Origin of the sequence: Pseudomonas sp. NPDC089734, from assembly GCF_044748865.1 — a bacterium.
Classification (GTDB): Bacteria; Pseudomonadota; Gammaproteobacteria; order Pseudomonadales; family Pseudomonadaceae; genus Aquipseudomonas.
Genome location: NZ_JBIVGV010000002.1, coordinates 367,521 through 392,312 on the forward strand (window position 1 = coordinate 367,521; position 24,792 = coordinate 392,312).

25 protein-coding genes, 1 tRNA gene and 2 pseudogenes are annotated in these 24,792 nt (G+C 58.0%); 21 read left to right on the forward strand and 7 right to left on the reverse strand.

Translation table 11 applies throughout. The features are described from left to right. Positions 1 to 61 precede the first annotated feature (61 nt). Positions 62 to 1,429, forward strand: a complete 1,368-nt coding sequence (locus tag ACIPY9_RS04315) for an inorganic triphosphatase (RefSeq protein WP_400697278.1) — start codon at positions 62 to 64, stop codon at positions 1,427 to 1,429. Between the two features lie 65 nt (positions 1,430 to 1,494). On the opposite strand, the gene ACIPY9_RS04320 is transcribed toward ACIPY9_RS04315, so the two are convergent. After that, on the reverse strand, positions 1,495 to 1,965 hold the full coding sequence (locus ACIPY9_RS04320; RefSeq protein ID WP_400697280.1) for an Lrp/AsnC family transcriptional regulator: 471 nt from the start codon (positions 1,963 to 1,965) through the stop codon (positions 1,495 to 1,497). Positions 1,966 to 2,093: 128 nt separating this feature from the next. Between ACIPY9_RS04320 and ACIPY9_RS04325 the strand changes: the two genes are divergently transcribed. The 5 genes from ACIPY9_RS04325 (at position 2,094) to ACIPY9_RS04345 (ending at position 6,194) form a co-directional block, all read left to right on the forward strand. Further along, positions 2,094 to 2,441, forward strand: coding sequence for a hypothetical protein (locus tag ACIPY9_RS04325; RefSeq protein ID WP_400697282.1), 348 nt, complete (start codon positions 2,094 to 2,096; stop codon positions 2,439 to 2,441). A 109-nt stretch (positions 2,442 to 2,550) separates the two neighbouring features. Beyond that, positions 2,551 to 4,335: a GspE/PulE family protein gene (locus tag ACIPY9_RS04330; protein WP_400697284.1), complete on the forward strand. Its 1,785-nt coding sequence runs from the start codon at positions 2,551 to 2,553 to the stop codon at positions 4,333 to 4,335. Positions 4,336 to 4,411: 76 nt separating this feature from the next. Continuing rightward, complete coding sequence (locus tag ACIPY9_RS04335) at positions 4,412 to 5,329, forward strand: SPFH domain-containing protein (RefSeq protein WP_400697286.1); 918 nt, start codon at positions 4,412 to 4,414, stop codon at positions 5,327 to 5,329. 10 nt (positions 5,330 to 5,339) lie between these two features. Further along, on the forward strand, positions 5,340 to 5,789 hold the full coding sequence (locus ACIPY9_RS04340; RefSeq protein WP_400697287.1) for an NfeD family protein: 450 nt from the start codon (positions 5,340 to 5,342) through the stop codon (positions 5,787 to 5,789). 84 nt (positions 5,790 to 5,873) lie between these two features. Continuing rightward, entirely contained in the window at positions 5,874 to 6,194 is a 321-nt protein-coding gene (locus tag ACIPY9_RS04345) for a DUF2388 domain-containing protein (protein ID WP_201001189.1), read from the forward strand. 62 nt (positions 6,195 to 6,256) lie between these two features. Here the strand turns inward: ACIPY9_RS04345 and ACIPY9_RS04350 are convergent, their stop codons facing one another. After that, positions 6,257 to 7,918, reverse strand: a complete 1,662-nt coding sequence (locus ACIPY9_RS04350) for an OFA family MFS transporter (RefSeq protein ID WP_400697289.1) — start codon at positions 7,916 to 7,918, stop codon at positions 6,257 to 6,259. Between the two features lie 255 nt (positions 7,919 to 8,173). Here ACIPY9_RS04350 and ACIPY9_RS04355 point away from each other — a divergent pair, with 255 nt between their 5' ends. The 5 genes from ACIPY9_RS04355 (at position 8,174) to ACIPY9_RS04375 (ending at position 12,430) form a co-directional block, all read left to right on the forward strand. Beyond that, positions 8,174 to 8,578 carry an acetyl-CoA sensor PanZ family protein gene (locus ACIPY9_RS04355; RefSeq protein ID WP_400697291.1) on the forward strand — a complete coding sequence of 135 codons (405 nt, stop codon included), beginning with the start codon at positions 8,174 to 8,176 and terminating at the stop codon, positions 8,576 to 8,578. Between the two features lie 103 nt (positions 8,579 to 8,681). After that, complete coding sequence (locus ACIPY9_RS04360) at positions 8,682 to 10,901, forward strand: AsmA family protein (RefSeq protein WP_400697292.1); 2,220 nt, start codon at positions 8,682 to 8,684, stop codon at positions 10,899 to 10,901. A 14-nt stretch (positions 10,902 to 10,915) separates the two neighbouring features. Further along, positions 10,916 to 11,983, forward strand: a complete 1,068-nt coding sequence (mutY, locus tag ACIPY9_RS04365) for an A/G-specific adenine glycosylase (protein WP_400697294.1) — start codon at positions 10,916 to 10,918, stop codon at positions 11,981 to 11,983. After that, a complete protein-coding gene (locus ACIPY9_RS04370; protein WP_400697296.1) occupies positions 11,980 to 12,252 on the forward strand; it encodes an oxidative damage protection protein in 273 nt (90 codons plus the stop codon). The genes mutY and ACIPY9_RS04370 overlap by 4 nt, the downstream gene beginning before the upstream one ends. Positions 12,253 to 12,354: 102 nt before the next feature. Next, positions 12,355 to 12,430 (forward strand) — tRNA-Phe (locus ACIPY9_RS04375). A 190-nt stretch (positions 12,431 to 12,620) separates the two neighbouring features. Here the strand turns inward: ACIPY9_RS04375 and ACIPY9_RS04380 are convergent. Further along, positions 12,621 to 13,766, reverse strand: a complete 1,146-nt coding sequence (locus tag ACIPY9_RS04380; RefSeq protein ID WP_400697298.1) for a hypothetical protein — start codon at positions 13,764 to 13,766, stop codon at positions 12,621 to 12,623. Positions 13,767 to 13,921: 155 nt separating this feature from the next. Further along, on the reverse strand, positions 13,922 to 14,851 hold the full coding sequence (locus tag ACIPY9_RS04385; protein ID WP_400697299.1) for an AEC family transporter: 930 nt from the start codon (positions 14,849 to 14,851) through the stop codon (positions 13,922 to 13,924). Positions 14,852 to 14,952: 101 nt separating this feature from the next. Here ACIPY9_RS04385 and ACIPY9_RS04390 point away from each other — a divergent pair, with 101 nt between their 5' ends. From ACIPY9_RS04390 to ACIPY9_RS04410, 5 genes are all read left to right on the forward strand, one after another. Then, the gene (locus tag ACIPY9_RS04390; RefSeq protein WP_400697301.1) at positions 14,953 to 15,831 is read left to right on the forward strand and encodes a LysR family transcriptional regulator; all 879 of its coding nucleotides are present in this window, start codon (positions 14,953 to 14,955) and stop codon (positions 15,829 to 15,831) included. A 351-nt stretch (positions 15,832 to 16,182) separates the two neighbouring features. Further along, positions 16,183 to 16,392 carry a hypothetical protein gene (locus ACIPY9_RS04395; protein ID WP_400697425.1) on the forward strand — a complete coding sequence of 70 codons (210 nt, stop codon included), beginning with the start codon at positions 16,183 to 16,185 and terminating at the stop codon, positions 16,390 to 16,392. Further along, positions 16,389 to 16,826: a helix-turn-helix domain-containing protein gene (locus tag ACIPY9_RS04400; RefSeq protein ID WP_400697302.1), complete on the forward strand. Its 438-nt coding sequence runs from the start codon at positions 16,389 to 16,391 to the stop codon at positions 16,824 to 16,826. The genes ACIPY9_RS04395 and ACIPY9_RS04400 overlap by 4 nt, the downstream gene beginning before the upstream one ends. Positions 16,827 to 17,064: 238 nt before the next feature. Further along, positions 17,065 to 17,157, forward strand: coding sequence for a YHYH domain-containing protein (locus tag ACIPY9_RS04405; RefSeq protein ID WP_400697304.1), 93 nt, complete (start codon positions 17,065 to 17,067; stop codon positions 17,155 to 17,157). A 36-nt stretch (positions 17,158 to 17,193) separates the two neighbouring features. Continuing rightward, entirely contained in the window at positions 17,194 to 17,430 is a 237-nt protein-coding gene (locus tag ACIPY9_RS04410; protein ID WP_400697305.1) for a hypothetical protein, read from the forward strand. Between the two features lie 71 nt (positions 17,431 to 17,501). On the opposite strand, the gene ACIPY9_RS04415 is transcribed toward ACIPY9_RS04410, so the two are convergent. Then, a complete protein-coding gene (locus ACIPY9_RS04415) occupies positions 17,502 to 18,794 on the reverse strand; it encodes a PQQ-dependent sugar dehydrogenase (RefSeq protein WP_400697306.1) in 1,293 nt (430 codons plus the stop codon). Continuing rightward, the gene (locus ACIPY9_RS04420) at positions 18,791 to 19,219 is read right to left on the reverse strand and encodes a DUF2231 domain-containing protein (protein WP_400697308.1); all 429 of its coding nucleotides are present in this window, start codon (positions 19,217 to 19,219) and stop codon (positions 18,791 to 18,793) included. The genes ACIPY9_RS04415 and ACIPY9_RS04420 overlap by 4 nt, the downstream gene beginning before the upstream one ends. 262 nt (positions 19,220 to 19,481) lie before the next feature. Here ACIPY9_RS04420 and ACIPY9_RS04425 point away from each other — a divergent pair, with 262 nt between their 5' ends. The 5 genes and pseudogenes from ACIPY9_RS04425 to ACIPY9_RS04445 all read left to right on the forward strand — a co-directional run bounded on the left by ACIPY9_RS04425 (position 19,482) and on the right by ACIPY9_RS04445 (position 23,225). Next, a complete protein-coding gene (locus ACIPY9_RS04425) occupies positions 19,482 to 19,865 on the forward strand; it encodes a CesT family type III secretion system chaperone (RefSeq protein WP_400697309.1) in 384 nt (127 codons plus the stop codon). 60 nt (positions 19,866 to 19,925) lie between these two features. Continuing rightward, the gene (locus ACIPY9_RS04430) at positions 19,926 to 21,080 is read left to right on the forward strand and encodes a T3SS effector HopA1 family protein (RefSeq protein ID WP_400697311.1); all 1,155 of its coding nucleotides are present in this window, start codon (positions 19,926 to 19,928) and stop codon (positions 21,078 to 21,080) included. A gap of 288 nt (positions 21,081 to 21,368) precedes the next feature. Then, positions 21,369 to 22,055 (forward strand): annotated as a pseudogene (locus ACIPY9_RS04435) (PAS domain-containing protein); the annotation flags it as partial. 102 nt (positions 22,056 to 22,157) lie between these two features. Then, positions 22,158 to 22,601, forward strand: a pseudogene (locus tag ACIPY9_RS04440) (methyl-accepting chemotaxis protein); the annotation flags it as partial. Between the two features lie 138 nt (positions 22,602 to 22,739). After that, the gene (locus tag ACIPY9_RS04445; protein WP_400697312.1) at positions 22,740 to 23,225 is read left to right on the forward strand and encodes a hypothetical protein; all 486 of its coding nucleotides are present in this window, start codon (positions 22,740 to 22,742) and stop codon (positions 23,223 to 23,225) included. Between the two features lie 126 nt (positions 23,226 to 23,351). Here ACIPY9_RS04445 and gabP read toward each other — a convergent pair whose 3' ends face one another. Further along, the gene (gene gabP / locus ACIPY9_RS04450; protein WP_400697314.1) at positions 23,352 to 24,743 is read right to left on the reverse strand and encodes a GABA permease; all 1,392 of its coding nucleotides are present in this window, start codon (positions 24,741 to 24,743) and stop codon (positions 23,352 to 23,354) included. Between the last annotated feature and the right edge of the window lie 49 nt (positions 24,744 to 24,792).

Sequence of the window (24,792 nt, forward strand, 5' to 3'; positions counted from 1 at the left end):
CAGCAACCGTGATTCATGGGTTGCGCCCCGTTATCAGTATCAGCGTTTGGACTCTCCGGCCATGCAAAAAGAAACCGAAATCAAACTCCGCGTCAGCCGCGAGACCCTCGCCGCCCTGCGCGAGCACCCGTTGCTGAAGAAACGCAACAAAAGTGGCTGGGAGCGTATCGAGCTGTCTAACCAGTATTTCGATACCCCCGAACGCGATCTGGCCAAGGCCAAGGTGGCCCTGCGCATTCGTCGCGATGGCGACCGCCTCATCCAGACGTTGAAGACTCGCGGGCAAAGCGTGGCCGGCCTGTCCGAGCGCAACGAGTTCAACTGGGACCTGCCAAAGGCCAAACTGGACCTGAAAAAGCTCGAAGGCGACTGCTGGCCCGAGCAACTGGCCGACCTGGACAAGAAAACCATCAAGCCGCTGTTCAGCACCGATTTCACCCGTGAGAAGGCCGAAATTGCCTGGGGTCGCGGCAAGACCAAGGTCGTGATCGAAGCCGCACTGGACCTGGGTCATGTAGTGGCCGGCAAACAGAAAGAAGAAATCTGCGAGCTGGAACTGGAATTGCGTGAGGGCGAGTCCGCTGCATTGCTGGAGCTGGCCGCCGAACTGGCCGCTACCCTGCCTCTGATGCCATGCGACATCAGCAAGGCGGAGCGCGGCTATCGCCTGTTCGATGCCAACAGCTACTCCCTGAGCCTGCCTGCGCCGCAACTGAACGCCGAAACGCCACTGGACGACGCCTACTCGGCGCTCGCCTGGCATTTGCTGGCCAGCAGCCAGCGTCTGGCCGAGCAATACCGCTTCAACGGCCACTGGCGCCTGCTGCAAGAGTGGGTCGAACTGCTGGCCGAACTGCGCGCACTGACCAGCAGCCTGGGTCAGGCCGCACCTCGCGCTTCGACAGCCCAACTGCGTACCTCTCTGGACGCCCTGCTGGAAGACTGGCGTCCGCTGGTTCAGGCGGGTCAGGAGGACGAGGACGTGCGCAACGCGGCCCACGAGCAATTCCTCGAAGAGCTTCAGGACACCCGTTGGGGCGAGTTCTCGCTGAACACCTCGCGCTGGCTGCTGGACCGCAGCTGGACAGCCGAACGCAGCAATCGCGGCAATCGCCAGGGTGCGGCGCTGCTGGCAAGCTGGTTGCCACGCCTGCTAGCTGACGAAGCCACCGCCCTGCAACTGGGTCGCTATCAGCAACAACCCGAAGACCTGGCCGAACAACTGCCTCGTATCGAACGCATCCAGGCCTGGCTGCACCGGGCACGCGGCACTCTGGAGCTACCGGAGCCGGATCGTCTGTATGGCGAGTTGAACAAGCTGGAGCAACTGGCCAATCAGGACATCAGCGATGAAGTTCTCGAAGCCCGTGCCCATCAGGCGCTGACCGTTTCCCAGAGCCGCGCCTGGAAACTTCTGTTGCGTATGTGACCGTTGTTCGCGACTGAATTCGCTCCCACGGCATTCGCAGGAGCGACTTCAGTCGCGAAGAGACACTACTTCACAATCGGCAGGCTGGTCGTGGATTTGATCTCGGATAACGCCACGGTCGAATTCACTTCCTGAATCCCCGGCACCAGCGACAGCTTCTCGAAGAAGAACCGCTCATACGCTTCGATATCCGGCGTCACGATACGCAGCAGAAAGTCCACCGACCCCATCAACACGTAACACTCCAAGACTTCCGGAAAGCCACGAATCGAATCGGTGAACTCGGTGAAGTTGGAACGCCCGTGGGCGTTGAGTTTGACCTCGGCGAATATCTGGGTGTTGAGGCCGATTTTCTTGCGGTCCAGCAAGGTCACCTGACGCCGTATCACGCCTTCATCTTTCAATCGTTGGATACGCCGCCAACAGGGTGATTGCGACAACCCCACCTGCTCGGCAACTTGCGCACTGGAAAGCGAAGCATCTTCCTGAAGCAGCGCCAGAATCTTTCGATCATAAGCATCCAGCTCAATCGACATAAACAATCCTTATTTAATTTAATTACCGCATTAACAAGTCTAAAAAATTCAAAACCTACTCATCATAGACCAGAAAATTCTGTTTCAACGTGCAAAAATGCCCTCCCATCAATACAGGAGAGACCTGCATGCCCACTCTTGAAGCCGTTGCAGCACCGCAAGGACGCCCGGATACATGGTCTCCCATTAATGTTTCATGCTGCGCGCGCTATCAGGTGCTGGCAGAAGCCGAGCCCGCCTTGTTGTGCCAGGTTCTGAACCTGTTCGCGATGCAATACCTGACGCCACGCCATGTCAGTGTCGAACGACAGGACCAGATGCTGAGCATTGAGGTCGAGGTCGACGGGCTGAGCTGGCACCGTGCACAGGTCATTGGTGAAAAAATGCGCAATCTGATCGACGTCTGCTCGGTCGAGGTCGACCCCATCCATGCCGCAGACACCGTACATCAGCCCGTGGCACTGGCCGCCAGCTGAATTGTCTGGCAAAGATTCGCAATTCCCGGTCGCATAGAGGGCTCAACACTGGCACGCTTGGAGACTACTCTGCTCATCGTCCGATGATGAATTGTCTCAAGGAGCCCGCATGGCAGTCCTCGCCCCATCGTCACAGGATCGCTGGCTCGATCTGAACGATCTGTTACGCGATCTGGTCGCTCAAGGTTTCCTCGCCCAGAGCGATGCAGAAACCGCCCTCACTCAACGCCGCAGCGCAGCGAACATCCAACTCCATCCGCTGGAGTTCCTGGCCTCTCTGCAGTTCGACGACCTCAAGCGTACCGGCAAGAAGCTCGACCTGGAAACCCTGACCAGTTGGCTCGCCCAGCAATGCGATCAGCCGTACATGCGCATCGATCCGTTGAAGATCAATGTGGCCGCCGTGACACCACTGATGTCTTACGCCTTTGCCCAACGCCACAAGATCCTTGCCGTGGCGGTCGATCGCGAAACCGTCACCATCGCCAGTGCCCAGCCTTATGTCTGCGCCTGGGAGGCCGACCTGGCCCATGTGCTGAAGCTGTCGATCAAGCGTGTGGTGGCCAACCCGGTCGATATCCAGCGCATGACAGTGGAATTCTTCAGGCTGGCGAAATCCGTGAGCGGAGCCAGCTCCACCGATCAGAAAATGAGCAACATGGGCAACTTCGAGCAGTTGCTCAAGCTCGGGGCCAGCGATCAGGAACCGGATGCCAACGACGCTCACATCGTCAATATCGTCGACTGGCTGTTTCAGTACGCCTTCCAGCAACGTGCCAGCGATATCCATATCGAGCCGCGCCGGGAACAGGGCACTGTCCGCTTCCGCATCGACGGCGTGCTGCATAACGTTTATCAATTCCCGTCACAGGTCACCATGGCCGTGGTCAGCCGCCTGAAGAGCCTTGGACGGATGAACGTCGCCGAAAAACGCAAACCACAGGACGGACGGGTCAAGACCACCACTCCCGGCGGGGGTGAAGTGGAATTGCGCCTCTCGACCCTGCCCACCGCGTTTGGCGAAAAGATGGTGATGCGGATTTTCGACCCCGAGGTGCTGCTCAAGGAATTCGACCAACTGGGCTTTTCCAGCGATGACCTGCGCCGCTGGCAAGGCATGACCACCCAGCCCAACGGCATCATTCTGGTCACCGGCCCGACCGGTTCGGGCAAGACCACGACGCTCTACACCACGCTCAAGAAGCTGGCGACCTCCGAGGTCAACCTGTGCACCATTGAAGACCCCATTGAAATGGTCGAACCGGCCTTCAACCAGATGCAGGTTCAACACAATATCGACCTGACGTTCGCCAGCGGCGTGCGGGCCTTGATGCGACAGGACCCCGATATCATCATGATCGGCGAGATTCGCGACCTGGAAACCGCAGAAATGGCCATTCAGGCTGCCTTGACCGGCCACCTGGTGCTATCGACCCTGCACACCAACGATGCGCCCAGCGCCATCAGTCGGATGCTGGAACTCGGGGTTCCCCATTACCTGCTCAAGGCCACGATTCTTGGCGTCATGGCACAGCGACTGGTCCGTACCCTGTGCCCGCATTGCAAGGCCCCGATCAACCTGAACGAGACCGACTGGCAGACCCTGACACGCCCCTGGCAAGCACCGGTGCCTGCTGGCGCGCACCAGGCCGTGGGCTGCGTGGAGTGCCGTGAAACAGGTTACCGTGGACGAGCAGGTGTCTACGAGATCATGCTTATGTCCGACAGTGTGAAAGCCTTGATCAGCGCCGACCTGGACCTGACTGCCATGCGCCGCCAGGCCTTCAAGGAAGGCATGCGCAGCCTGCGTCTGTCAGGCGCCCAAAAAGTCTCGGCAGGGCTGACGACACTGGAAGAAGTGCTGCGGGTCACGCCACAAAGCGAGCAGCGCTGAAGAACACCTCAACATGCCGGTATTCACCCAAATAAGCGGCATTTGACTCAACATTCGTAAAAGACAGGGAAAGGTTATGCAAATCGGCAGTGTGGTTCTGTTATTCGTCGGTCTGGCGGTCGCAATTTTGTTCATGGGCTTCAAGGTGGTACCGCAAGGCTATCAATGGACCGTAGAGCGCTTTGGACGTTATACGACCACGCTCAAGCCGGGCCTGAATATCATCATGCCCGTCATGGATCGCATCGGGCACAAGATCAATGTCATGGAAAGCGTGCTGGATATCCCTCCCCAGGAGGTCATTACTTCCGACAACGCCACCGTGCAGATCGATGCCGTGTGCTTCTTTCAGGTGGTCAACACCGCCCAGGCTGCCTACGAGGTCAACAACCTCGAACATGCCATCCGCAATCTGCTGCAAACCAATATCCGTACCGTGCTCGGCTCCATGGAGCTGGATGCCATGCTCAGCCAGCGCGACAACATCAACGAGCGCCTGCTGCGCACGGTCGATGAAGCGACCGCGCCGTGGGGCATCAAGATCACGCGTATTGAAATCAAGGACATCAGCCCTCCGGCCGACTTGATGGCCGCCATGTCCGGCCAGATGAAAGCCGAACGGATCAAGCGGGCGCAAATCCTCGAAGCCGAAGGTTTGCGAGCTGCCGCCATTCTCACGGCTGAAGGCAAGAAACAGGCACAGATCCTGGAGGCCGAGGGTGGTCGTCAGGCCGCTTTCCTTGAATCCGAAGCACGGGAGCGTCAGGCCGAAGCAGAAGCCCGGGCCACCCAGGTGGTGTCCGAAGCGATTGCCAGCGGCAACGTCCAGGCCATCAACTACTTTGTCGCGCAGAAGTACGTCGACGCCCTCGGCAAACTGGCATCCGCCAATAACAGCAAAGTGATCCTGATGCCGCTGGAGGCCAGCCAGGTGATCGGCGCGGTGGGCGGTATCGGAGAAATCGTCAAATCCACTTTCAACCAGAAATCCTGAGGTTCTGACGATGAATTTTCTGCACAACCTGTCAGCCTGGGACTGGCTCGGGCTGGGCACGGTGCTGCTGATCTTCGAGGTGTTCGGTGCCGGCGGCTATCTGCTGTGGATCGGCATGGCGGCGGCAGCCGTCGGCGTGCTGACGTTCTTCATACCCGAAATGCCGTGGACTCTTCAGTTCCTGCTTTTTGCCCTGCTGGCCGTGTTGACGGCCGTGTACTGGTGGCATCGGCAACGCAGCATGACGCGGCCCTCGGATCAACCGGGCCTGAACATGCGCGGTCAGGAACTGATCGGCCGCACCTTTACGGTCCAGACCGCGATTGTCGATGGACGGGGCAAGATCAAGGCCGGAGACAGTGTCTGGATCGCGGCAGGCCCGGACTCGCCCGTCGGCAGTCTGGTGCGTGTCGTGGGCCAGGAAGGCGTGATCCTGAAAGTCGAAGCGGTCACGGATTGAAACCCTGGCCCCGAACGCAATTGAACTACCGCCGTACTCCGACAATCAAACCCAGCAGAACAACCACAGTCGGAGTACTTCACCATGCGTCTCAAACTTGCTGTCATCACATGTGCCTTACTGTCACTTCCGGTCGGTTCAGCGATGGCCGACGGTTTCTGGCGTAACGTGATCTCTTCCGGTGCAACCACCGGTTCGACCTACCTGACCTTCAAGGATCACAAGTTGATTGTGGCCGCACAGGATGACGCAGGCAGTTTCGTCGCCAGCGATGGCGGCATTCGCGGCCCCTTCCTGGAAGCGGCCATCCAGCAGGTCCGCAAGGACAATCCAGGTCTGAATGCAACGGACATGGAGCTGGCCAATGCAATCCTGGCCAAGAACCTGGTTGCCGAAAACCAGTAATCGACGCCCATGAAAAAGCGCCTGCACATCGCTGTGCAGGCGCTTTTTTGTTGCCCTACGGTTTAGTTAAACAGTACGGCCGTCTTTTGCAGGGTCACCCACACACCCCACGCCAGAGGAATACCGACAGCCAGCCAGGCGGCAATGACGAACGGCTTGCTGCCTTCGGAGGCTTTCCATTCCAGCGAAGTGGTTGCAGCAGCACCCTTGTCATGACCGATGGCTTGCTCGGCAGCCAGTTCTTCTTCAGTCATGAAGTACTTGTCGGCAACCGGACGAATCAGCAGGTTGCAGATGAAGCCCAGGACCAGCAGACCAGCCAGGATGTACAGGGTGATGTCGTACGCTGCAGCACGGGCAACGCCGTGGCTGAGCTGATATTCACGCAGGTAGTTGACCAGAACCGGACCCAGTACACCGGCCGCGGCCCATGCGGTCAGCAGACGACCGTGAATGGCACCGACCATTTGAGTACCGAACAGGTCGGCCAGGTAGGCCGGAACGGTTGCGAAACCGCCGCCGTACATCGACAGCACGACGCAGAAGGCCGCGACGAACAGCGCAACGCTGCCAATGTGGCTCAGGGTCGGGACCGACGCATACAACAGGAAGCCCAGCGCAAAGAACACGAAGTAGGTCGCTTTACGACCGATGTAGTCGGAGCACGAAGCCCAGAAGAAACGACCACCGATGTTGAACAGGCTCAACAGACCGGTAAAGCCTGCCGCAATGGCTGCGATGGCTTTGAGCTGGTCGGCGCTGAGCTGGCTGAACGTCAGGTCGTTGCCCAGCAGTTTACCGGCGAACACTTCCTGCAGCAGTGGCGACGCCATGCCCAGGATACCGATACCCGCCGAAACGTTCAGGCACAGCACCAGCCATACCAGACGGAATTGCGGCGTTTTCCAGGCCACACTCACGTGTACGTGACGGTTGGTGATCATTGCATTGCTGGCTTTCTTGGCAGGAGCCGTCCAGCCTTCAGGCTTCCAGCCTGTCGGTGGAACGCGGTAGCCCAGAGCACCGCCGATCATGAAGATGAAGTAGATCACCGCCATCACCACGAAGCTCTGCCATACGCCAACGCTTTCAGCGGAGGCAAAGTAGCCCATCAGAGCCGTGGCCAGAGGTGCACCGACCATCGCACCACCGCCGAAGCCCATGATCGCCATGCCGGTCGCCATGCCGCGCTTGTCCGGGAACCACTTGATCAGGGTCGAAACGGGGGAGATATAACCCAGTCCCAGGCCGATACCCCCAATCACACCGGAACCAAGCCACATCAGCCAGATCTGGTGGGTATAGATACCGAGCGCGGAAATCAGCAGACCACCGCACCAGCACAGAGCCGAAACCACACCGGCCTTGCGCGGGCCAGCGTGTTCAAGCCAGCCACCCCAGATGGCAGCCGAGCAACCCAGGAAGATGAAGAACAGGGTGTAGATCCAGCCCAGCATGGAGATTTGCCAGTCACAGGTCGACGAGAAGACCTGTGCGAAGAAACCCATGTCAGGTGTACAGGCTACGGGAGCCGAGATGCCGATGGCTTTGGACAGCGGCAACCAGAAGACCGAGAAGCCGTAAGCCATGCCGATGCAGAGATGGATGGCCAACGCTGCTGGCGGAACCAGCCAACGGTTGAAACCGGGCTTGGCGATGATGCGTTCCTTTGACAAGAACGCGGGCTGAGCGGTGGAGCCGCCCAAGGCCGTGCTTGTGCTCATTGTTATTACCCCCAAATGTGTAATGCTCGCAGGACTTTTCGCTGGCCCCACCCACAATCTCCATGCCCGAACGGCCCTGATTGTTTTATTGGTGAAACTTCCAAGGGCGTGGCAAAAAGCCGCACCCTGCCAGCGATGGCGAGAGACTACCACTTACTAGAGGCTGTAAGTATCGTGTTACATCATTTAATTACTTATCCAATCCATGCCATCTATGAAGCAATAGATACAATCAATTGTGTGCCGAGGTAAAGAATGCCGGTCTTAGTTGGGATTATTAATTCCCCCACTTATCAGGATCAGGAAGATCTTCAAAAGATATATCGCGATGCACCGCAGGCGCTGTTCTCACCGTTCATCGACGCACCGCAATTAATAAAAACAATGGAAGAAGAAGGAACATTGCTGGCCGCCCGTTTCAATGACCGGCTTCTGGGAGCGGCACGACTGGATCGAACCGCCCGGACCTGGCACTTGTCACATCTTTGCGTGCGCGCCCTCACTCGTCGACGAGGGGTGGCCGAACGCCTTGTGACTGATGCGCGGAAATCGGCCATGGAAGCAGGTTGCGAACTACGCTTGCAGACAGCCGCCGCGCTTCCCGAAGTCCTGGCCCTGGCGGCCAAGCTCAACGTGCCGCTGGACGTCACAGACACCTGAAAACTCCGGCAACAGGCACCGAGGGCATCCAAAGCCCGGTACACGCCTGAGAACGGTATACTCGTGGGCTATTTTTTGAACGATCGATAACAAGGACTCGCCCATGAAAGCGTTCGGCAAAATCCTGGGGCTGTTTATTCTCGGGTTGCTGCTGATCATCGTGGCTCTCGGCTTCGCCTTGACCCATCTGTTTGATCCCAACGACTACAAAGACGAGATTCGACAACTGGCACGCGACAAGGCCAATGTGGAACTGACGCTCAATGGCGATATCGGCTGGAGCCTGTTCCCCTGGCTGGGTCTGGAGCTGCATGACGCCAGCGTCGCCAACCTGAATGCCCCCACGACACCCTTTGCCGACCTGCAGATGCTGGGGCTTTCGGTTCGGGTCCTGCCGCTGTTGCGCCGCGAAGTCCAGATGAGCGACATACGGGTAGAAGGCCTGAACCTGCGCCTCAACCGTGACGAAAACGGGCATGGCAACTGGGAGGACATCGGTAAGCCCGCAACCGCGGCGGCCCCGGAACAACCGTCCTCCGCGTCCCCGGCGGAAGCAGAAAAGCCGGCCAAACCCTCCAGGCCCATCAAGCTGGATATCGACAGCCTGACCGTCAACAACGCCCGTGTTGAGTACAGCGACGCTCGCAAAGGCCGGACCTTTACCGCCGAAAGCATCCAGTTGAGCACCGGCCCGGTGCGTGAAGCCTCCGACATTGCAATCAAGCTGACCGCCTTCCTGAGCACCAACCAGCCGGTTGTACGGGTCCGCACCGAACTGGTCGGCGACCTGCGTCTGGATCGCGCACTCAAGCGCTATCAGTTCGAGGACATGCGCCTGTCAGGCGATGCCGCTGGTGAACCGTTACAGGGCAAGGTCGTGACCTTCGCCGCTCAGGGCCAGCTTCTGGTGGACCTGGCCGCCAATATCGCGGAATGGAACAGCCTGAAGATTTCCGCCAACCAGTTGCGAGCCCTGGGTGAACTACGGGCCCGTGATCTGGACAAGACACCCCAGATCAGCGGCGGCCTGTCCATCGCGCAGTTCGATATGCGCAGCTTCTTCGACAATATCGGCCAGCCATTGCCCCCCATGGCCGAAGGCGCGCTGAGCAAGGTCGAAATGGTCACCCGCCTGAGCGGCACGCCCACCAGCCTGGCACTCGAAGACGTCAACCTGAAACTCGACGACAGCACCTTTACCGGCCGCATCGCCGTTGACGACTTCGCCAGGCAGGCCCTGCGTCTTCAGCTCAAGGCCGACACATTCAATGCCGACCGCTATCGCCCGGCTGAAAGCGAAGAAAGCAAAAGCGCCAAGGCCGCCCGCAAATCCGAAGTCCAGAGCGGTGAAGCCGCTGCGGCCTCCGGCACGACGCCCCTGCCTGACCAGCCGACCAAAGCGGCCTGGAGCACCACCAAGCTGTTACCTCTTGAGCGCTTGCGTACCCTCGATGTCGAAGCCGACCTGAGCTTCGGCAAGCTGGTGATCGACAAGTTGCCTATCGACAATGCCGCCCTCAAGACACAGGCATTGAACGGCGTCATCAAAGTCGACAGTCTGCGTGGCGACCTCTACAACGGTAATTTCGAGCTCAAGGGCAACCTCGACGCACGTCCCGATGTGCCGTTGGCCAGCGTACAGGCCAAAGTCGCCCGGGTTCCTGTCGAACGCGTTCTGGAAAGCCAGGGCCAGACACCGCCCGTCAGAGGCCTGCTGACGCTCAATAGCGACCTGACCGGCAAGGGCAACAGTGAAAAAGCCATCGTCGACAGCCTTAACGGCACGGCCGGCTTTGTGCTCAACAACGGTGTCCTGGTCAACGCCAACCTTGAACAGCAACTGTGCCAGGGCATCTCGACCCTCAACCGCAAGACGCTCTCCGGCGAGCCTCGCGGCAAGGACACGCCGTTCCAGCAACTCAATGGCAACCTGACATTCCGTAACGGTGTGGCCAGTAACCCGGACCTCAAGGCGCGTATCCCGGGCCTGACCGTCAACGGCAATGGCGATGTCGATCTCCGTGTACTGGGCATGAACTATCGCCTGGGCATCATCATTGAAGGCGACAAGAGCGACATGCCGGACCCGGCCTGTGAGGTCAACCCGCGTTATGTGGGGATCGAATGGCCGGTCCAGTGCCGTGGCCCGCTGGAGCTGGGTGCCAAGGCCTGTCGTCTCGACAAGGAAGGCATCGGCCAGATCGCGGCAAAACTGGCAGGCGAACGCCTCAATGAAAAGCTCAACGAAAAACTGGATGAAAAGCTCGGCGACAAAGTCAGCCCTGAACTCAAGGACGCCCTCAAGAACCTGTTCAAACGATGAGAACTGACTCCGTCATGCAACCCGAGCAATTTTCCAGCGCCGTATTGAGCTGGTACGACAGCCATGGCCGGCACGACCTACCATGGCAGCAAGGCATCACCCCTTACCGCGTCTGGGTATCGGAAATCATGCTGCAACAGACGCAGGTCAGCACCGTGCTGAACTACTTCGACCGCTTCATGGAGGCATTGCCCACCGTGCAGGCCCTGGCGGAAGCGCCGGAAGACGAAGTGCTGCACCTGTGGACCGGGCTGGGCTACTACACCCGCGCCCGCAATCTGCAAAAAGCCGCCAGAATCGTCGTGGCAGAACACGGCGGTGAGTTCCCCCACGATGTGGAACAGCTCACGCAGTTGCCCGGTATCGGCCTGTCGACCGCAGGCGCGATTGCCAGCCTGAGCATGGGTATACGGGCCCCGATCCTCGACGGCAACGTCAAGCGCGTCCTGGCACGTTTCACCGCCCAGGAAGGCTACCCCGGTGAACCCAGGGTCGCGAAGCAGCTATGGGCCACTGCCGAGCGCTTCACACCGCACGCCCGCGTGAACAACTACACCCAGGCGATGATGGACCTGGGTGCCACGCTCTGTACCCGTAGCAAGCCCAGTTGCCTGCTCTGCCCGCTGGAACGTGGTTGCGAAGCGCACATGCTCGGCCTGGAAACCCGCTACCCGGTACCCAAGCCACGCAAGACCGTTCCACAAAAACGTACGCTGATGCCGATGCTCGCCAACCGCGACGGTGCCATCCTGCTTTACCGCCGTCCTTCCAGCGGCCTGTGGGGCGGCCTGTGGAGCCTGCCGGAACTGGATGACTTCGATGACCTTCAGGATCTGGCGCAGCAGCATTCGCTGGAGCTGGGCAAACATCATGAGCTACCGGAACTGGTCCACACCTTCAGCCACTTTCAACTGAGCATCGAACCCTGGCTGGTGCAGGTTCAGGAGTCTGTCCATCACGTGGCCGAAGCCGACTGGCTCTGGTATAACCTCGCCACCCCGCCGCGCCTGGGCCTTGCCGCCCCGGTGAAAAAGCTGCTCAAACGTGCAGCCGATGTATTGAATGCAGGAGAGCTGTCATGACCCGCACTGTAATGTGCCGCAAATACAAAGAAGAACTGCCCGGCCTGGAACGCGCACCCTACCCGGGCGCCAAAGGCGAAGACATTTTCAACCACGTCTCGCAGAAAGCCTGGGCCGACTGGCAGAAGCACCAGACCCTGCTCATCAACGAACGTCGCCTGAACATGATGAACGCCGAAGACCGGAAATTCCTCCAGACCGAGATGGACAAGTTCCTCTCCGGCGAGGAATACGCCAAGGCCGAAGGCTACGTTCCCCCCGAGAAATAAAGCGTTTCCAGCAGTGAAGGTCGTAAGCGTCGGTAATAATTCAAATTTTTTTCAACATGGCGCTTGACGACCTCCTGAAAAACACGTCTAATGCGCCCCGTTGCCCAGATAGCTCAGTCGGTAGAGCAGGGGATTGAAAATCCCCGTGTCGGCGGTTCGATTCCGTCTCTGGGCACCACTAATACCGAAACCCCTGATTCCGAAAGGTCTCAGGGGTTTTTCATTTGGGCCGTATGTTCATTGGCAAGATCGGCCGGGCACTCTAGATCATTCAGCCCTGCCCCAGGCGAATATCCCGCTCTTGTGCTCGCATGCAAGACCAAGAGCGAGATGAGTACGGCGCTACACTACGCGCCTCGTGACAGCCTTTAACGCTTCATCCATGAGCCAACCTTGCGCAGCGGCGCGGTGACTCTCCACGATGTTGAGTTGTTCATTGCCTGAAACCGGCTTTTATAACGCTCCAGCTCCTCTATCCGCTTATTGGAAGCGGCAATCTCACCAAGCAATGCCTCGATGCGCTTATCAGAGGCAGCCATCTTGTCCAGCAGTTCTTCTGTACGCCTTTCAGCGGTTGCACTCTCATCAAGTCGTTCTTGCGCCAAAAGCGTCTGTCTGGCCAATTCATCGTTGAGGGGATGCACGCTACTCTCGCCTTGAGAAATCTTCTTTTCTTTCAAATCGATCAGGCGATCAAGCAAACGCTTGTCGTACGCTTGCAACAATGAATCAGTGAATAAATAGTCAAGCTTGTTGATGGCCCTGATCTGCGCCAAGGTCTCTTCCTTGAGCTCAGGCGCCGCACTGCCGTTGGTGATGTGCTGCATGTCCTGCTTGACGGATATGTCCAGATCGGCAAGCAGCCCGCACACCTGCATGAATTCCCCCAATGCAGGAAACTGACCTATCCAGATAAATAACTGGCGTACCTCCTGAGCCAGACCCAGGGCGGAAACCTCATCGAAGGTTTCCCAACCGTACCGAGACTTAACAAAGTGTGAGAAGTAAGACAGGTAATAATTCTGATGATGACGCGCAAATCCCAATACCAGTGCATCAGGGTCGACGTCCGCCGCAATCATCTCGTGGAACAGCACTTCACCGTATTGCTCACGTTGAACCACGTAATCTTCCGAGGGCGCTTCCCCCGCATCAATCTTCGCCTGCTCCTCGCGGATGAAACGACGCATGTAGAACGCTTCAGATACCAGACGACTCGCTGGATCGCGAATTAAGGTCACACGCTGTAACTGATCTGAATCGAGCAAGTAAGGCACATGCTGATAGGTGTGGTGATGGTAAATGACATCCTCATTGAAGCAGAGGCCTGTTTGCTTCAGAAAATCATGGAAATACTGGACCGCCTCCTCTGGAGCGAACGGGTGCCCTGTTATTTCCCTGGATTGGTGGTAAAGGTCAGCAATGGTCTTGTTTTGCCTCGCAGCAACACCTGCCAGGCTATGCCAAACCGTTGATCCCCCAGTCCTGGGAATGTGAAAAAACATCAATGCCATGGGGACTCCGGTGGATAAAAAACGCAATATGCGAAGATGATTTTACGCCTACACCTACAATTTCTGCAGCCCAGCCAAAAACGGGCGACGGTAACAGGGTGCTTCAAGCAAGACATGAGCCACAAAGTTAACAACCAAAGTTCAATACGGCCTTCTCAAATCCCCATCCAATACAGCAACACCGCCAGCGTCACCAGCGAGCAGATCGTGGACAGCAGAATGCTGCGTGACACGACACCCGCCTCCCGCTCGTAATATTCAGCCAGCATGAAAGGCCCCGTTCCGGTGGGCAGTGCGCTCAACAATACGGCTGCCTGCGCCCATAGCGTCGGCAGGTTGAAGACCTTGAATGCCAGATACCCCGTCAGCAGCGGCTGGCCGATGAGTTTGATCGCAACCAGAGGCCATGCTCCGCTCTGGCGACCCTGCTGTTTTTGCGCCAGAAACAACCCGAGAGAAATCAGCGCACAGGGCGTGGTCGCAGAAGCCAGCATGTCGAGAAAATGCATGACCGGCTCGCTCAGCCCCAATCCGGTCATGGCCCATCCTGCGCCGAGGATGGGAGAAACCACCAAGGGGTTTCTGGACAGCGCACGCAGTACAGTCAACACCGCACGCCCTAATTGCTTTTCCTCTTGCAGACCGATCTCGATGCATACCACGGAAACAGCAAACAGCACGCACACCACAATCAGCGAGGAAATCAACGCTGGCTCAAGACCCGGCTGGCCGAACACCAGCAGGCACAGAGGAATCCCGATATAGCCCGTGTTGGCATAGGCAGCACTCAGCCCGTCGATACTGGCCTCCACCAGGGTATGGCGCTGCCTCAAGCGCCATATCAGGGTCGAGAAGAACACCAGCAGGCAGCCCGCACTGAATGCAAGCACAAAACCCGGCTGCCAGATCTGCTCCCAGCTTGACGTCGCCGTGACTTTGAACAGCAGGGCCGGCAGGCACAGCCACACCACCATGCGGTTGATTTCAGAAGCCGCCTTGTCGCCCAGCCGGTTTGTCTTGCGACAGATGAACCCTACGAGAATCAACGCGAAGATCGGCAGAACCACGGCAAGAACGGTGTGCATGAAAACAGCTCGTTTACGAAGACGAAGGCGGCGAGCTTAGAATTGACAATCCATGCTGTCCAATGCTTGATTTCAGCTCAATCCATACGAAAAACACATAGATGATCGAGCACCGCCAACTTCGCAACTTCATTGTGGTGGCCGAAACCCTGCACTTCAGCAAGGCAGCGCAGAGACTCCACCTCACGCAACCCTCTCTGAGCCGCCAGATCGCCGCTCTGGAAGCGGAAGTCGGCGTCACACTGTTCGCCCGCCACTCGCGCTCTGTGGCCCTGACAGCGGCGGGTATGGAGTTTCTGCAACATGCCAGGACAATTACCGGTGCTCTCGATCTGGCCGTGCGCTCGACCCGGGCGGCTACACGCGGCGAGCGGGGCGAGCTGCACGTCAGCTTCACTTCCGTCGCCGCATGGACCCTGCTGCCGGCACTGCTCAAGCAGTACACGGATGCGCATCCTGCCGTCACCCTGAACCTCAACGAGCTGCTTCCCAAAGACCTCGGGCCTGCCGTCGAAAAAGGCGAAACGGACCTGGCGCTGACCTTCCCCATGCCTGACAGGCCTCAGTTGCGCTATCACCGCCTGCACGCCGAGCCCTTGTGCGCGGTATTACCTGCCAACCATCCGCTTGCATCGGCGGAGCCTTTCGATGTCAGCCTCCTCAGCCAGGAACCCTTCATTGCCTGCCCGAGAGTCAACGCACCGCTCATGCACGATGCCCTCATGAATGGCTGTCGCGCCGCAGGCTTTGAACCCCAGATCCGCATCCAGACCCACCTGCAACAGACCATCGTCAATCTCGTCGCCGAAGGCCTTGGCGTATCACTGGTCCCGACCTCCATGCGCAAGATGCAACTGCCCGGGGTTGTGTTCAAATCGATCGATGCTCCTGCTGACATAGAGTTTGGCGTGGCCTGGAACCCTGACAATGAGAATCCTTGCCTGATGACATTTTTGCGCGGGGTCGGGGCTGAGATTTGAAGGCTACGAGACAAAATCACGCCATGAATGTAGGAGGTCTGCACTAACCCAAGCAGTTAAAACCCTCGATGAGTTCAGAACCGTCTCAATTTTCTCAATCGATACACGATTCAATGCCCTTGGACGCTTATAGCCCTATAGTCCGCGCTTTCCAGAAAGTCGGCTCCGAGTCTCAGACCCGGCTTCCAGTTAAGTGACAGGGGTTGTGCTTTAGCTTTTCACGACCTATAAATCTTATAGGTCAGCATGAAAATCGAATCGCTTTGGACAAAACAACAACTGGAGGATTTGGTACATGTCCTGGCACGGGACTCAGCTCGGGTGGTATTTACCGATCACTGCCTGGAACGCATGGTAGAAAGAGGCGTTTCGACCATTGAAGTCATTCGTTGCCTGGCACGCGGCTCCATAGTCAGAGGCCCGACCTACAACCATCAGCATAAGAACATCGAGTTCCGGATGAGCGAACCTTCTCCACGGGATATCGTATGTGTAGTAGTTGCCGTGAATCCTGAGCCAGAACCAAGCCAACTCGTCACTATCACTGTTTGGGAAATATGAAAATGTACGAATATACAGGCAGCGGCCTGAACGGCATCTTCCTGAAAAATGGTTACACCATCGTGGAGACGACCTATGGCACCGGCGTTTCAATCGAGAATATTGAAGGTCTGCACAGGGCAATCGCTGCTGACATCGTCCAACAAACCTCACCCATGACAGGGCACCAGTTCCGCTTCCTGCGCAAGGAGCAGGATTTGGTACAACTGGAACTGGCAGAAATTTTACGCGTGGACACCCAGACCATTGCTAATTGGGAGAAACGAGGCGCAGAGGGTATTCCCGGGCCGGCAGACATAGCAATGCGCGGATTGTATTCCGCTTATTGCCACATCCAATATGGGCCTTACCAAGCCCTACGTTCGACCACTCCAACCGAAACAGCCACCTTCGCCCTTGAGGGAAATGACTGGGTAGAAGCCATCGCCGCCTGACCAGAATCAAATCGACCCTAACCTTTCTTCCAATCCCCCCAAAGGCCCCCCATAAATTTTCTGCCTGTCTCGAATTGACCTTTGCTATATTCGAGCAACATCAAGGAGCCATCCAACGGGCTCAGTATGGTGTTCTGCCTGCCCGAGCATTCTGAAACTTCGGCAAGCCTCAAGGATGTATCAGCAGAAGGATCTGTCATGAAGCTCACCCCCCCTCCTCCTCGCGGCTCGTCTCACCGTGACCTCCCTTTCAGTCGCCACACATGCTGGGCGAACCGACAAAGCAAACTGTCATAACGACAAGAAAGCCGGCACTCGACACTGTCATTGACTGCAACTGCGGCCCAGTGCCCTTCTGGAGACAAAGATGCCCTTGAACAAACCCAACCAGGACCTGCGTCGTGACCTGCAAGGCGTTGCCGCCGACCTGAAGTGGTCGGCCGTGGAGTTGCTGCGCATTGCCGAACGACTGAGCACGTCAGGTAATGAACCGGATGCTCAGGCTGTGCTGCGGATATGTACCGTGATGCAGGCGGGTGAAGAGAAGTTGCAGAACGTCACGAACGAAGTGTCGATGGGGCAACTGGTGCGGGCTCGTACCTGAGCAAAAGCCCCATCACTCATCGCACAGCGACCGTGATGGCCGCTGTGCGGTAAACGATGAGGCCTCAGGACTCACTGATTACGCGTCACTCTCCAGACGGTATTAGCAAGATCATCCGCGATGATCAGCGCACCACGCGGATCGACGGTGACACCCACCGGGCGACCACGGGTTTTGCCGTCGGTACCCCGGAAGCCGGTCGCGAAATCTATCGGATCACCTGCGGGACGTCCGTTGCTGAACGGTACGAAAATCACCTTGTAGCCCACTGGATTGTCACGGTTCCAGCTGCCGTGCTCGCCGACGAACACCCCATCGGTGAATTTCTCGCCCATAGCCGGGATGGAGAAGTCGACACCGAGTGCCGCGACATGCGAGCCGAGGCTGTAATCGGGTTTGATGGCGGCCGCCACCCGTTCCGGGTTCTGTGGTTGCGCACGAGGATCGACGTTCTGACCCCAGTAGCTATAGGGCCAGCCGTAAAACCCGCCTTCACGCACAGAGGTCAGGTAATCCGGCACCAGGTCAGGTCCCAGTTCGTCCCGCTCGTTGACCACGGTCCACAACTGCCCCGTCTCAGGCTGAATCGTCAACGCCGTCGGGTTGCGCAGACCGGTTGCATAAGGCTTGTGGGCACCCGTCTCGGCATCGATCTGCCACACCATGGCGCGGTCGACCTCCACTTCCATACCGCGCTCGGTGACATTGCTGTTGGAGCCGATCCCGACATACAGGAAGCGACCATCCGGGCTGATGGTCAGGGCCTTGGTCCAGTGGTGGTTGATCGCGGAAGGCAGGTCGGCGAGCCTGGTCGGCTGACCACTGGCCTTGGTCTGACCCTCTGCATAATCAAAGCGTACCAACGCATCCTGGTTGGCCACGTACAGCTTGCCATCGGCAAAGGCCAGGCCATAAGGCGCGTTGAGATTTTCGGCAAATACCGTTTTCAGCTCGTATTGGCCGTCGCCGTCGGCATCGCGAAGCAATGTCAGACGGTTGCCGCCTTTGACCTTGGTGTTGCCCTCGGCCTTGATGACACTGGCGATCACGTCCTTGGGCTTGAGCTTCGCAGCACCGCCCCCACGACCTTCTGCAACGAGAATGTCACCATTGGGCAGGACGAGGGTCTGGCGTGGAATTCTGAGGTCGGTCGCAATGGCCGTGATGCTGTAACCCTGAGGCACGGTGGGCTTCTGATCTCCCCAAGCCACGGGTTCGGCAATCCTCATGCTCGGCAACAGGCCACGCTGAGGTTCGGGCAGCTTGGGATCAGGTCCCAGAGACTGGGTGCTGTCCGCTTCGCCACCACAGGCGCTCAACAGAAGCGCCATACTCAAGACAGTCAATGCGCTCGCAGGTCTCATTCCGCACCTCCCGAACGCAGGCTGGTCAGCCCGGTCCATGCCGCTGCGATACTCAACACCGTCACGACAACGGACAGCAACAGGCCCAACGGCATGGTGGCCCATGCATCCTTCGCATGTTCAAAGGCGTTGATCAGCCCCAGTACCCAGGAGACCAGCAACAGGAGAAAGTACACCCGTGGGCGCCCTGACTTCTGTTCGGCCCGGATCAGATTGGCCAGTGCAAACAGCAGCGCCAGCCCGCAGAAGAGCAGCCCCCCGGCAATCAGCCAGGATGCAAAATTGCTCCACTGAATCTGGAAGGTATTGAAGTAGGCAAGATCACTCAGCAAAGCGCCGAGAAACAGGGGAACGGTTCCGGCCAGCAAGATCGCATGAAGCGGGCCTGGCGTGCTTCGGTAGGAGGGGTGGGTAATAGCGGTCACGACGGCTCCTTATCGTTTGACAACCCTGGACTGATGCCCGGCCCGCAGGCACTGATGCATCAGGGGCGCGCTGACTGCGCAAAGGGAGGGATCGTGCCGCATGCGAATTAGTTCACCGCGTTTTGTGTCGAAATGTTTTTAACCCCCTCAATGCCGACGTCAGCCTCTAAAAGCAGTGGCCGAAAAAATATTCATCCACGATGGAACCCCATCCCGTCATTTTCCACTCACCCTTTAATTCCTCTCGTCTACAGGGCTGACCATGAGTGGCCTTTTCTACAAAACGTTGCTCATCGATCTCTCGAAACGCCTTGAAATGCGACCTCTGGCATTTGATGCCCAAGGCATCTGCAACCTGGTCATCGACGAAACCTTTGCGCTGAAACTGATCTGCAACGACGTACATGAGCGCTTGCTGATCATCGGCCTGCTTGAGCTGCCCAAGGACCCACCGCTGCAACGCCTGTTGGGCGGCGCACTCAATCCGATGCTAACCGCCGGCCCCGGGCTTGGCTGGGACGAGCGGAGCGGCCTGTATTTCGCCTATCAAAGCATCCCGCGAGAGAAGCTCAGCGTACCGGTCCTGATGCGTGAAATCGCAACAATGGTCGAGTGGCTCAAAAGCTGGCGCGATATTCGCCCCTGAACGTCTCGCCGTACCTGAAACACCTTTCCACTCTTCAATCGCTCGACAAGGAACCCACCTGTGAACACCATCCAGTCGCGCTTCGCCAGCGTTGAAGCACTGAGACATTCAGACGTTGACGTCCATGCCCTCAAGGCTCATGGACGGATCGAAGTCAACGGCAAGCAGTATGAAATCCGTGCAGCCGCAGACGGCAAGCTGGCGGTGTCGAAGCCCGACAAACAGGCCATGGTCGACAAGTTCTTCAGTGGCACGTCTCATTTGCTGGGCGGTCAGAGCCAGCGCTCGCAGATCGCCCAGGTGCTGAACGAAAAGGCTGCCGCCACCCCGTCGGCACCACGTCTGGAAAGAATGCTGGGCAAGCGCTTCGATGTGCAGCAGGCGCGGATCGAACAAGGCCAGAGCAGCTCGGCGGCGAGTGCTGTAACACCGGACAGTGGGGTTCCCCAGGGCAAGGAGGCCTTCGCCAGCCTGTATGACTGGGCGAAGAAGGCGAAAAAACTCAAGGAGCCTACAAAGCAGGATATCTACGATATTTTCAAAGAGGCCAAGCCCACGGTCACCCCCATGAACAGAGCAGAGCAAGATACCTATCTGATGAGACTCAGAAGGATCAACGCTCATGAAGGCGTCAGCGTATCGCCTCAGAGCATGGACGGGCTGAATAAGGAATATCGCCTTCTGGGTCCATTCATCAAGGAGAACCCCAATGCACGCAAGGAGTTCTACAGGATCACCCCTGAACCTGTGCGTGAAAAATCGGAAACCATGGGCCGCCTGACCATTGGCGTCCAACCGCAATATGCCAGCCAGTTGATCAAGGCCATGGGAGCCATGGTCAAAAACGAGGACTCCATTTTCAGCGGGAAAGTGGATGGCCCGGAAAGGTACGGAAGCAGGACCGACTCGGCCATCCTCTATGTGAAAGGCGATTTTCAGCAAGCCCAGGAACTGGGGCAGAAGCTCAAGAGCTTGAGCGGTCTTCCACCAGAAGCCTTCATCAGCCACACCCCTCCGGGCATGCAGGCGCTAGACAAAGGACTTTCCTACGCGGAAACGGTGCGTGGGCAGTCATCGAGTCATGGGGATTCCCGGTCGGCAATCATTCTGGATGCTCTGCACCGCAAAGGCGGCTCACTGGAGAGCCGACTGAAAGAAGCGCTGGTCGACAAGGGCTATAACCCTGAAAACCCGGCCTTCAGACGCACCTTGTAAGCACAAGGATGACCGCCTCCCAAAGCCTTCAAAAGAGTGCTTCCAGCCACTGAAGCACTCAAAAACAGACCCTGCTTTTTGACGCCATAAATTTGGCCATTCCGTCGATCGGAATAATGTTCCGACAGATTAATGTCGTTCACTGTCAGGTCGATATCATCGTGAGTGTCAGTACGTAAAACAGCACTGGGGCAGGTTATGTTCGGGACAAGAATCAAAGCTGAACTGACAGCCATGAAGGCCGAGGTTGATGGACTCAAGGGATTGATGGGGGCATTGGAACGTTCGATGGCGGTTGCGGAGTTCGATCTGGATGGCAAGATCATCCGGGTTAACGATAACTTCCTGACAGCCATGGGCTACCGTGCCGAAGAGTTGATCGGCAAGAATCACCGCGAGTTCTGTTCGCCTGCACTGGTACGCAGCAGCCAGTACAGCGAGCTATGGGCCTCATTGCGTGCCGGACGCTTCGTGTCGGGCACCTTCCAGCGCGTGAACAGAAACGGGCACAGCGTCTGGCTCGAAGCCAGTTACAACCCGGTCCTGGACGCCCAGGGCAAAGCCTTCAAGGTGGTGAAATACGCCTTGGACGTCACACAAAAGGTCATGCAGGAAAGCGAGTCTCGCGGCAAGCTGACGGCCGTCGACAGAGCCATGGCGGTGTGTGAGTTCGACCTCAATGGCAACGTGGTGTCTGCCAACGACAACTTCCTGCACACCATGGGTTATGCCTTGAATGAAATCAAAGGCAAGCACCACCGCGGCTTTTGTGAACCGAGCCTGGTCAACAGTCCGGAGTACAGCGAGTTCTGGCGCCGGCTGAATCAGGGTGAGTTTTTCAGCGGCCAGTTCAAGCGCATCGGCAAGCACGGCAAGGTGGTCTGGCTGGAAGCAACCTACAACCCGGTCTATGACGCCGAAGGCAAGCTCTGCAAGATCGTGAAGTTCGCCAGCGACATCACAGAGCGCGTGGAGAAACAGGAAGCCGACTCGCTGGGGGCCTCTCGGGCCTACCACATCTCGACAGAAACCGAGAAAGTGGCCGAGCAAGGCACACTGGTTATTCAGGAAACCGCGCGCGAAATGCGCCAGATTGCAGACAGTATCGGCGCATCTGCCAAGCTGGTGGGGCAACTGGGCTCTCGCTCCGAGCAGATCACGGCCATCGTCAACACGATTCGCGGTATCGCCGACCAGACCAACCTGCTGGCACTCAACGCGGCGATCGAGGCGGCACGTGCAGGCGATCAGGGTCGCGGCTTTGCAGTGGTAGCCGATGAGGTCCGGCAACTGGCGGGGCGTACCAGTGGTTCCACAACGGAAATTGCGGACATGATCGGCAAGATCCTGAACGAAACCCGCGAAGCCGTCGCCAGCATGAGCACTACTCAGGAAGGCGCGATTCGGGGCGTGACCCTGGCCGATCAGGCCGGACAAGTCATCATCCAGATTCGTGACGGTGCCAGCGAAGCCGTGGAAGCGGTCAGCATGTTCGCCACCCCGGTCCGACGCGACGGCTGACACGTGTCATGTCCCCCCATGAAACCCGCCTTGTGCGGGTTTTCATTGGGCGCTGCCTCTTCACATCGCTTGGTTATTCAGACGGTCTGGGGTTCAATGGCCGCCATTGCACCTTATCGCCTGCCAAAGGACCCGTTCATGGCTTCGCCAGACAAACAGCAAAAACGTGCCAAGCGCGCCAAGATCAAGGCCAAACAGAACCGCTCGGGCAAGTCTTCACAGAACGTCATTCACCCTGTTTTTGCATCGGCTCTGGTGGATCAGCCGTTCGATGACGTGCAAATCGACCTGAGTACCTTCGATTTCGCGGACATCGTCGAAAACGGTTTCGACCCGGCGGACTACGAAGACCTGTTCGCCGCCATGAAAGCGGCCGAAGCCATCAGCCAGCTGGCGCTGTGCGTCGTCTTCCTTCAATACCCGGTCCTGGCCCTGGTCATCAGCGAAGAAGACGAAGAACAGGCCACCGACTTCATGATGGGCCTGCTCATCACCTACCGCGCCCTGTACCACGACGAAGACGAGGACACCGCCGTCGAATGGATCGGCAGCGCAGCATTCCAGGCCGACTACAACAAAGCCTCCGAATTGCTGGTCAAGCGGGATTCAAAAGGCCAGCGCTGAACAACACAAAACAATGTAGGAGCGGATTCATCCGCGAAGAGGCCAGCGAATCAGCAACACATGCATTGCCTGGAATGCTGTCTTCGCGGATAAATCCGCTCCTACGGTCGTGTTCCCGAGGAGCGATCAGCTCAACGCAGTGGCTCCGAGCCGGGAAGCCTTGCGGTTACGCGACACCAGCAGGCCTGCGGCAATCACGGCCAGGCTGAGCAAGCCGGTGGCGATGATTTCAATGCGATGGTCTTCCTGAACCAGCATCACGGTCAGCACGGCCACGATGAAGAAGATCACCGCCCAGGTCAGCCAGGGGAACAGCCACATCTTGAAGTCGATGGCTTCGCCCTTGGCGATGCGCTTCTGCCGCATGCGCAGTTGGGAAACGGCGATCACCAGATACACCAGCAAAGCGATTGCCCCCGAACTGGCGAGCAGGAATTCAAACACCGCCGCCGGAGCGACATAGTTGGCGAACACGGTCAGGAAAGCCGCCGCTGTCGAGAGCATCACAGCCCAGTGAGGCGTGCCGCCTTTACTGGTACGCGTGGACAAGGCCGGAGCATCGCCGCGCTTGCCCAGGGAGAACAACATGCGCGAAGCGGTATAGAGCGCCGAGTTCAGGCAACTGGTCACCGCGACCAATACCACCAGATCCACGATCAGCTTGGCGTTGGGAATACCCATCACATCCAGCACCGTCTGATAGGAACCCACGTCAGCCAGACGGCTGTCGTTCCACGGCACCAGCGATACCACAATAAAGATCGAAACCAGATAGAACAGGAAGATCCGCCAGATCACCGAATTGGTGGCCTTGGTGATCTGCTTGCCCGGATTCTTGGACTCGGCCGCCGCGATGGTCACGATTTCGGTGCCCATGAAGGAGAACATCGTGGTCAGCATCGCTGCCAGCACGGCACCCATACCGTTGGGCATGAACCCCTGTGTGTCGAACAGATGGCTGACACCGCTGACATCACTGGTCGGCAGCAGGCCGAAGATGGCCGCCACACCCAACACCACAAAGCTGATGATCGCCACCACCTTGATCAGTGCGAACCAGAACTCGAACTCGCCGTAATTCTTCACGCTGAACAGGTTGGTCGCCGTCAGCAGCAAGGTGATGACCAGAGTAAAGACCCAGATCGCCACGTTGGGGAACCAGGCATGCAGAATGGTCGCGGCAGCGTTGGCCTCCAATGGAATCACCAACACCCAGAACCACCAGTACAGCCAGCCGATGGTGAAACCGGCCCAGTGTCCGATGGCACGATCCGCATAGGTAGAAAACGAGCCGGTGTCGGGAGAAGCCACAGCCATTTCAGCCAGCATGCGCATTACCAGAACGACCAGCGTCCCGGCTGCAGCATACGCGAGCAGCACGGCAGGGCCTGCTTCAGCAATGGCATGGCCTGAACCGACGAACAGACCGGCACCGATCACACCGGCAATCGACAACATGGTGATGTGTCTGGGTTTCAGTCCCTGTTCAAGCTCGGAAGAGTTAGCAGCACTACTCATAAAACCACCTTTGCAAGACGAGCGATGCGCACCGCTACTGACTCGTAAA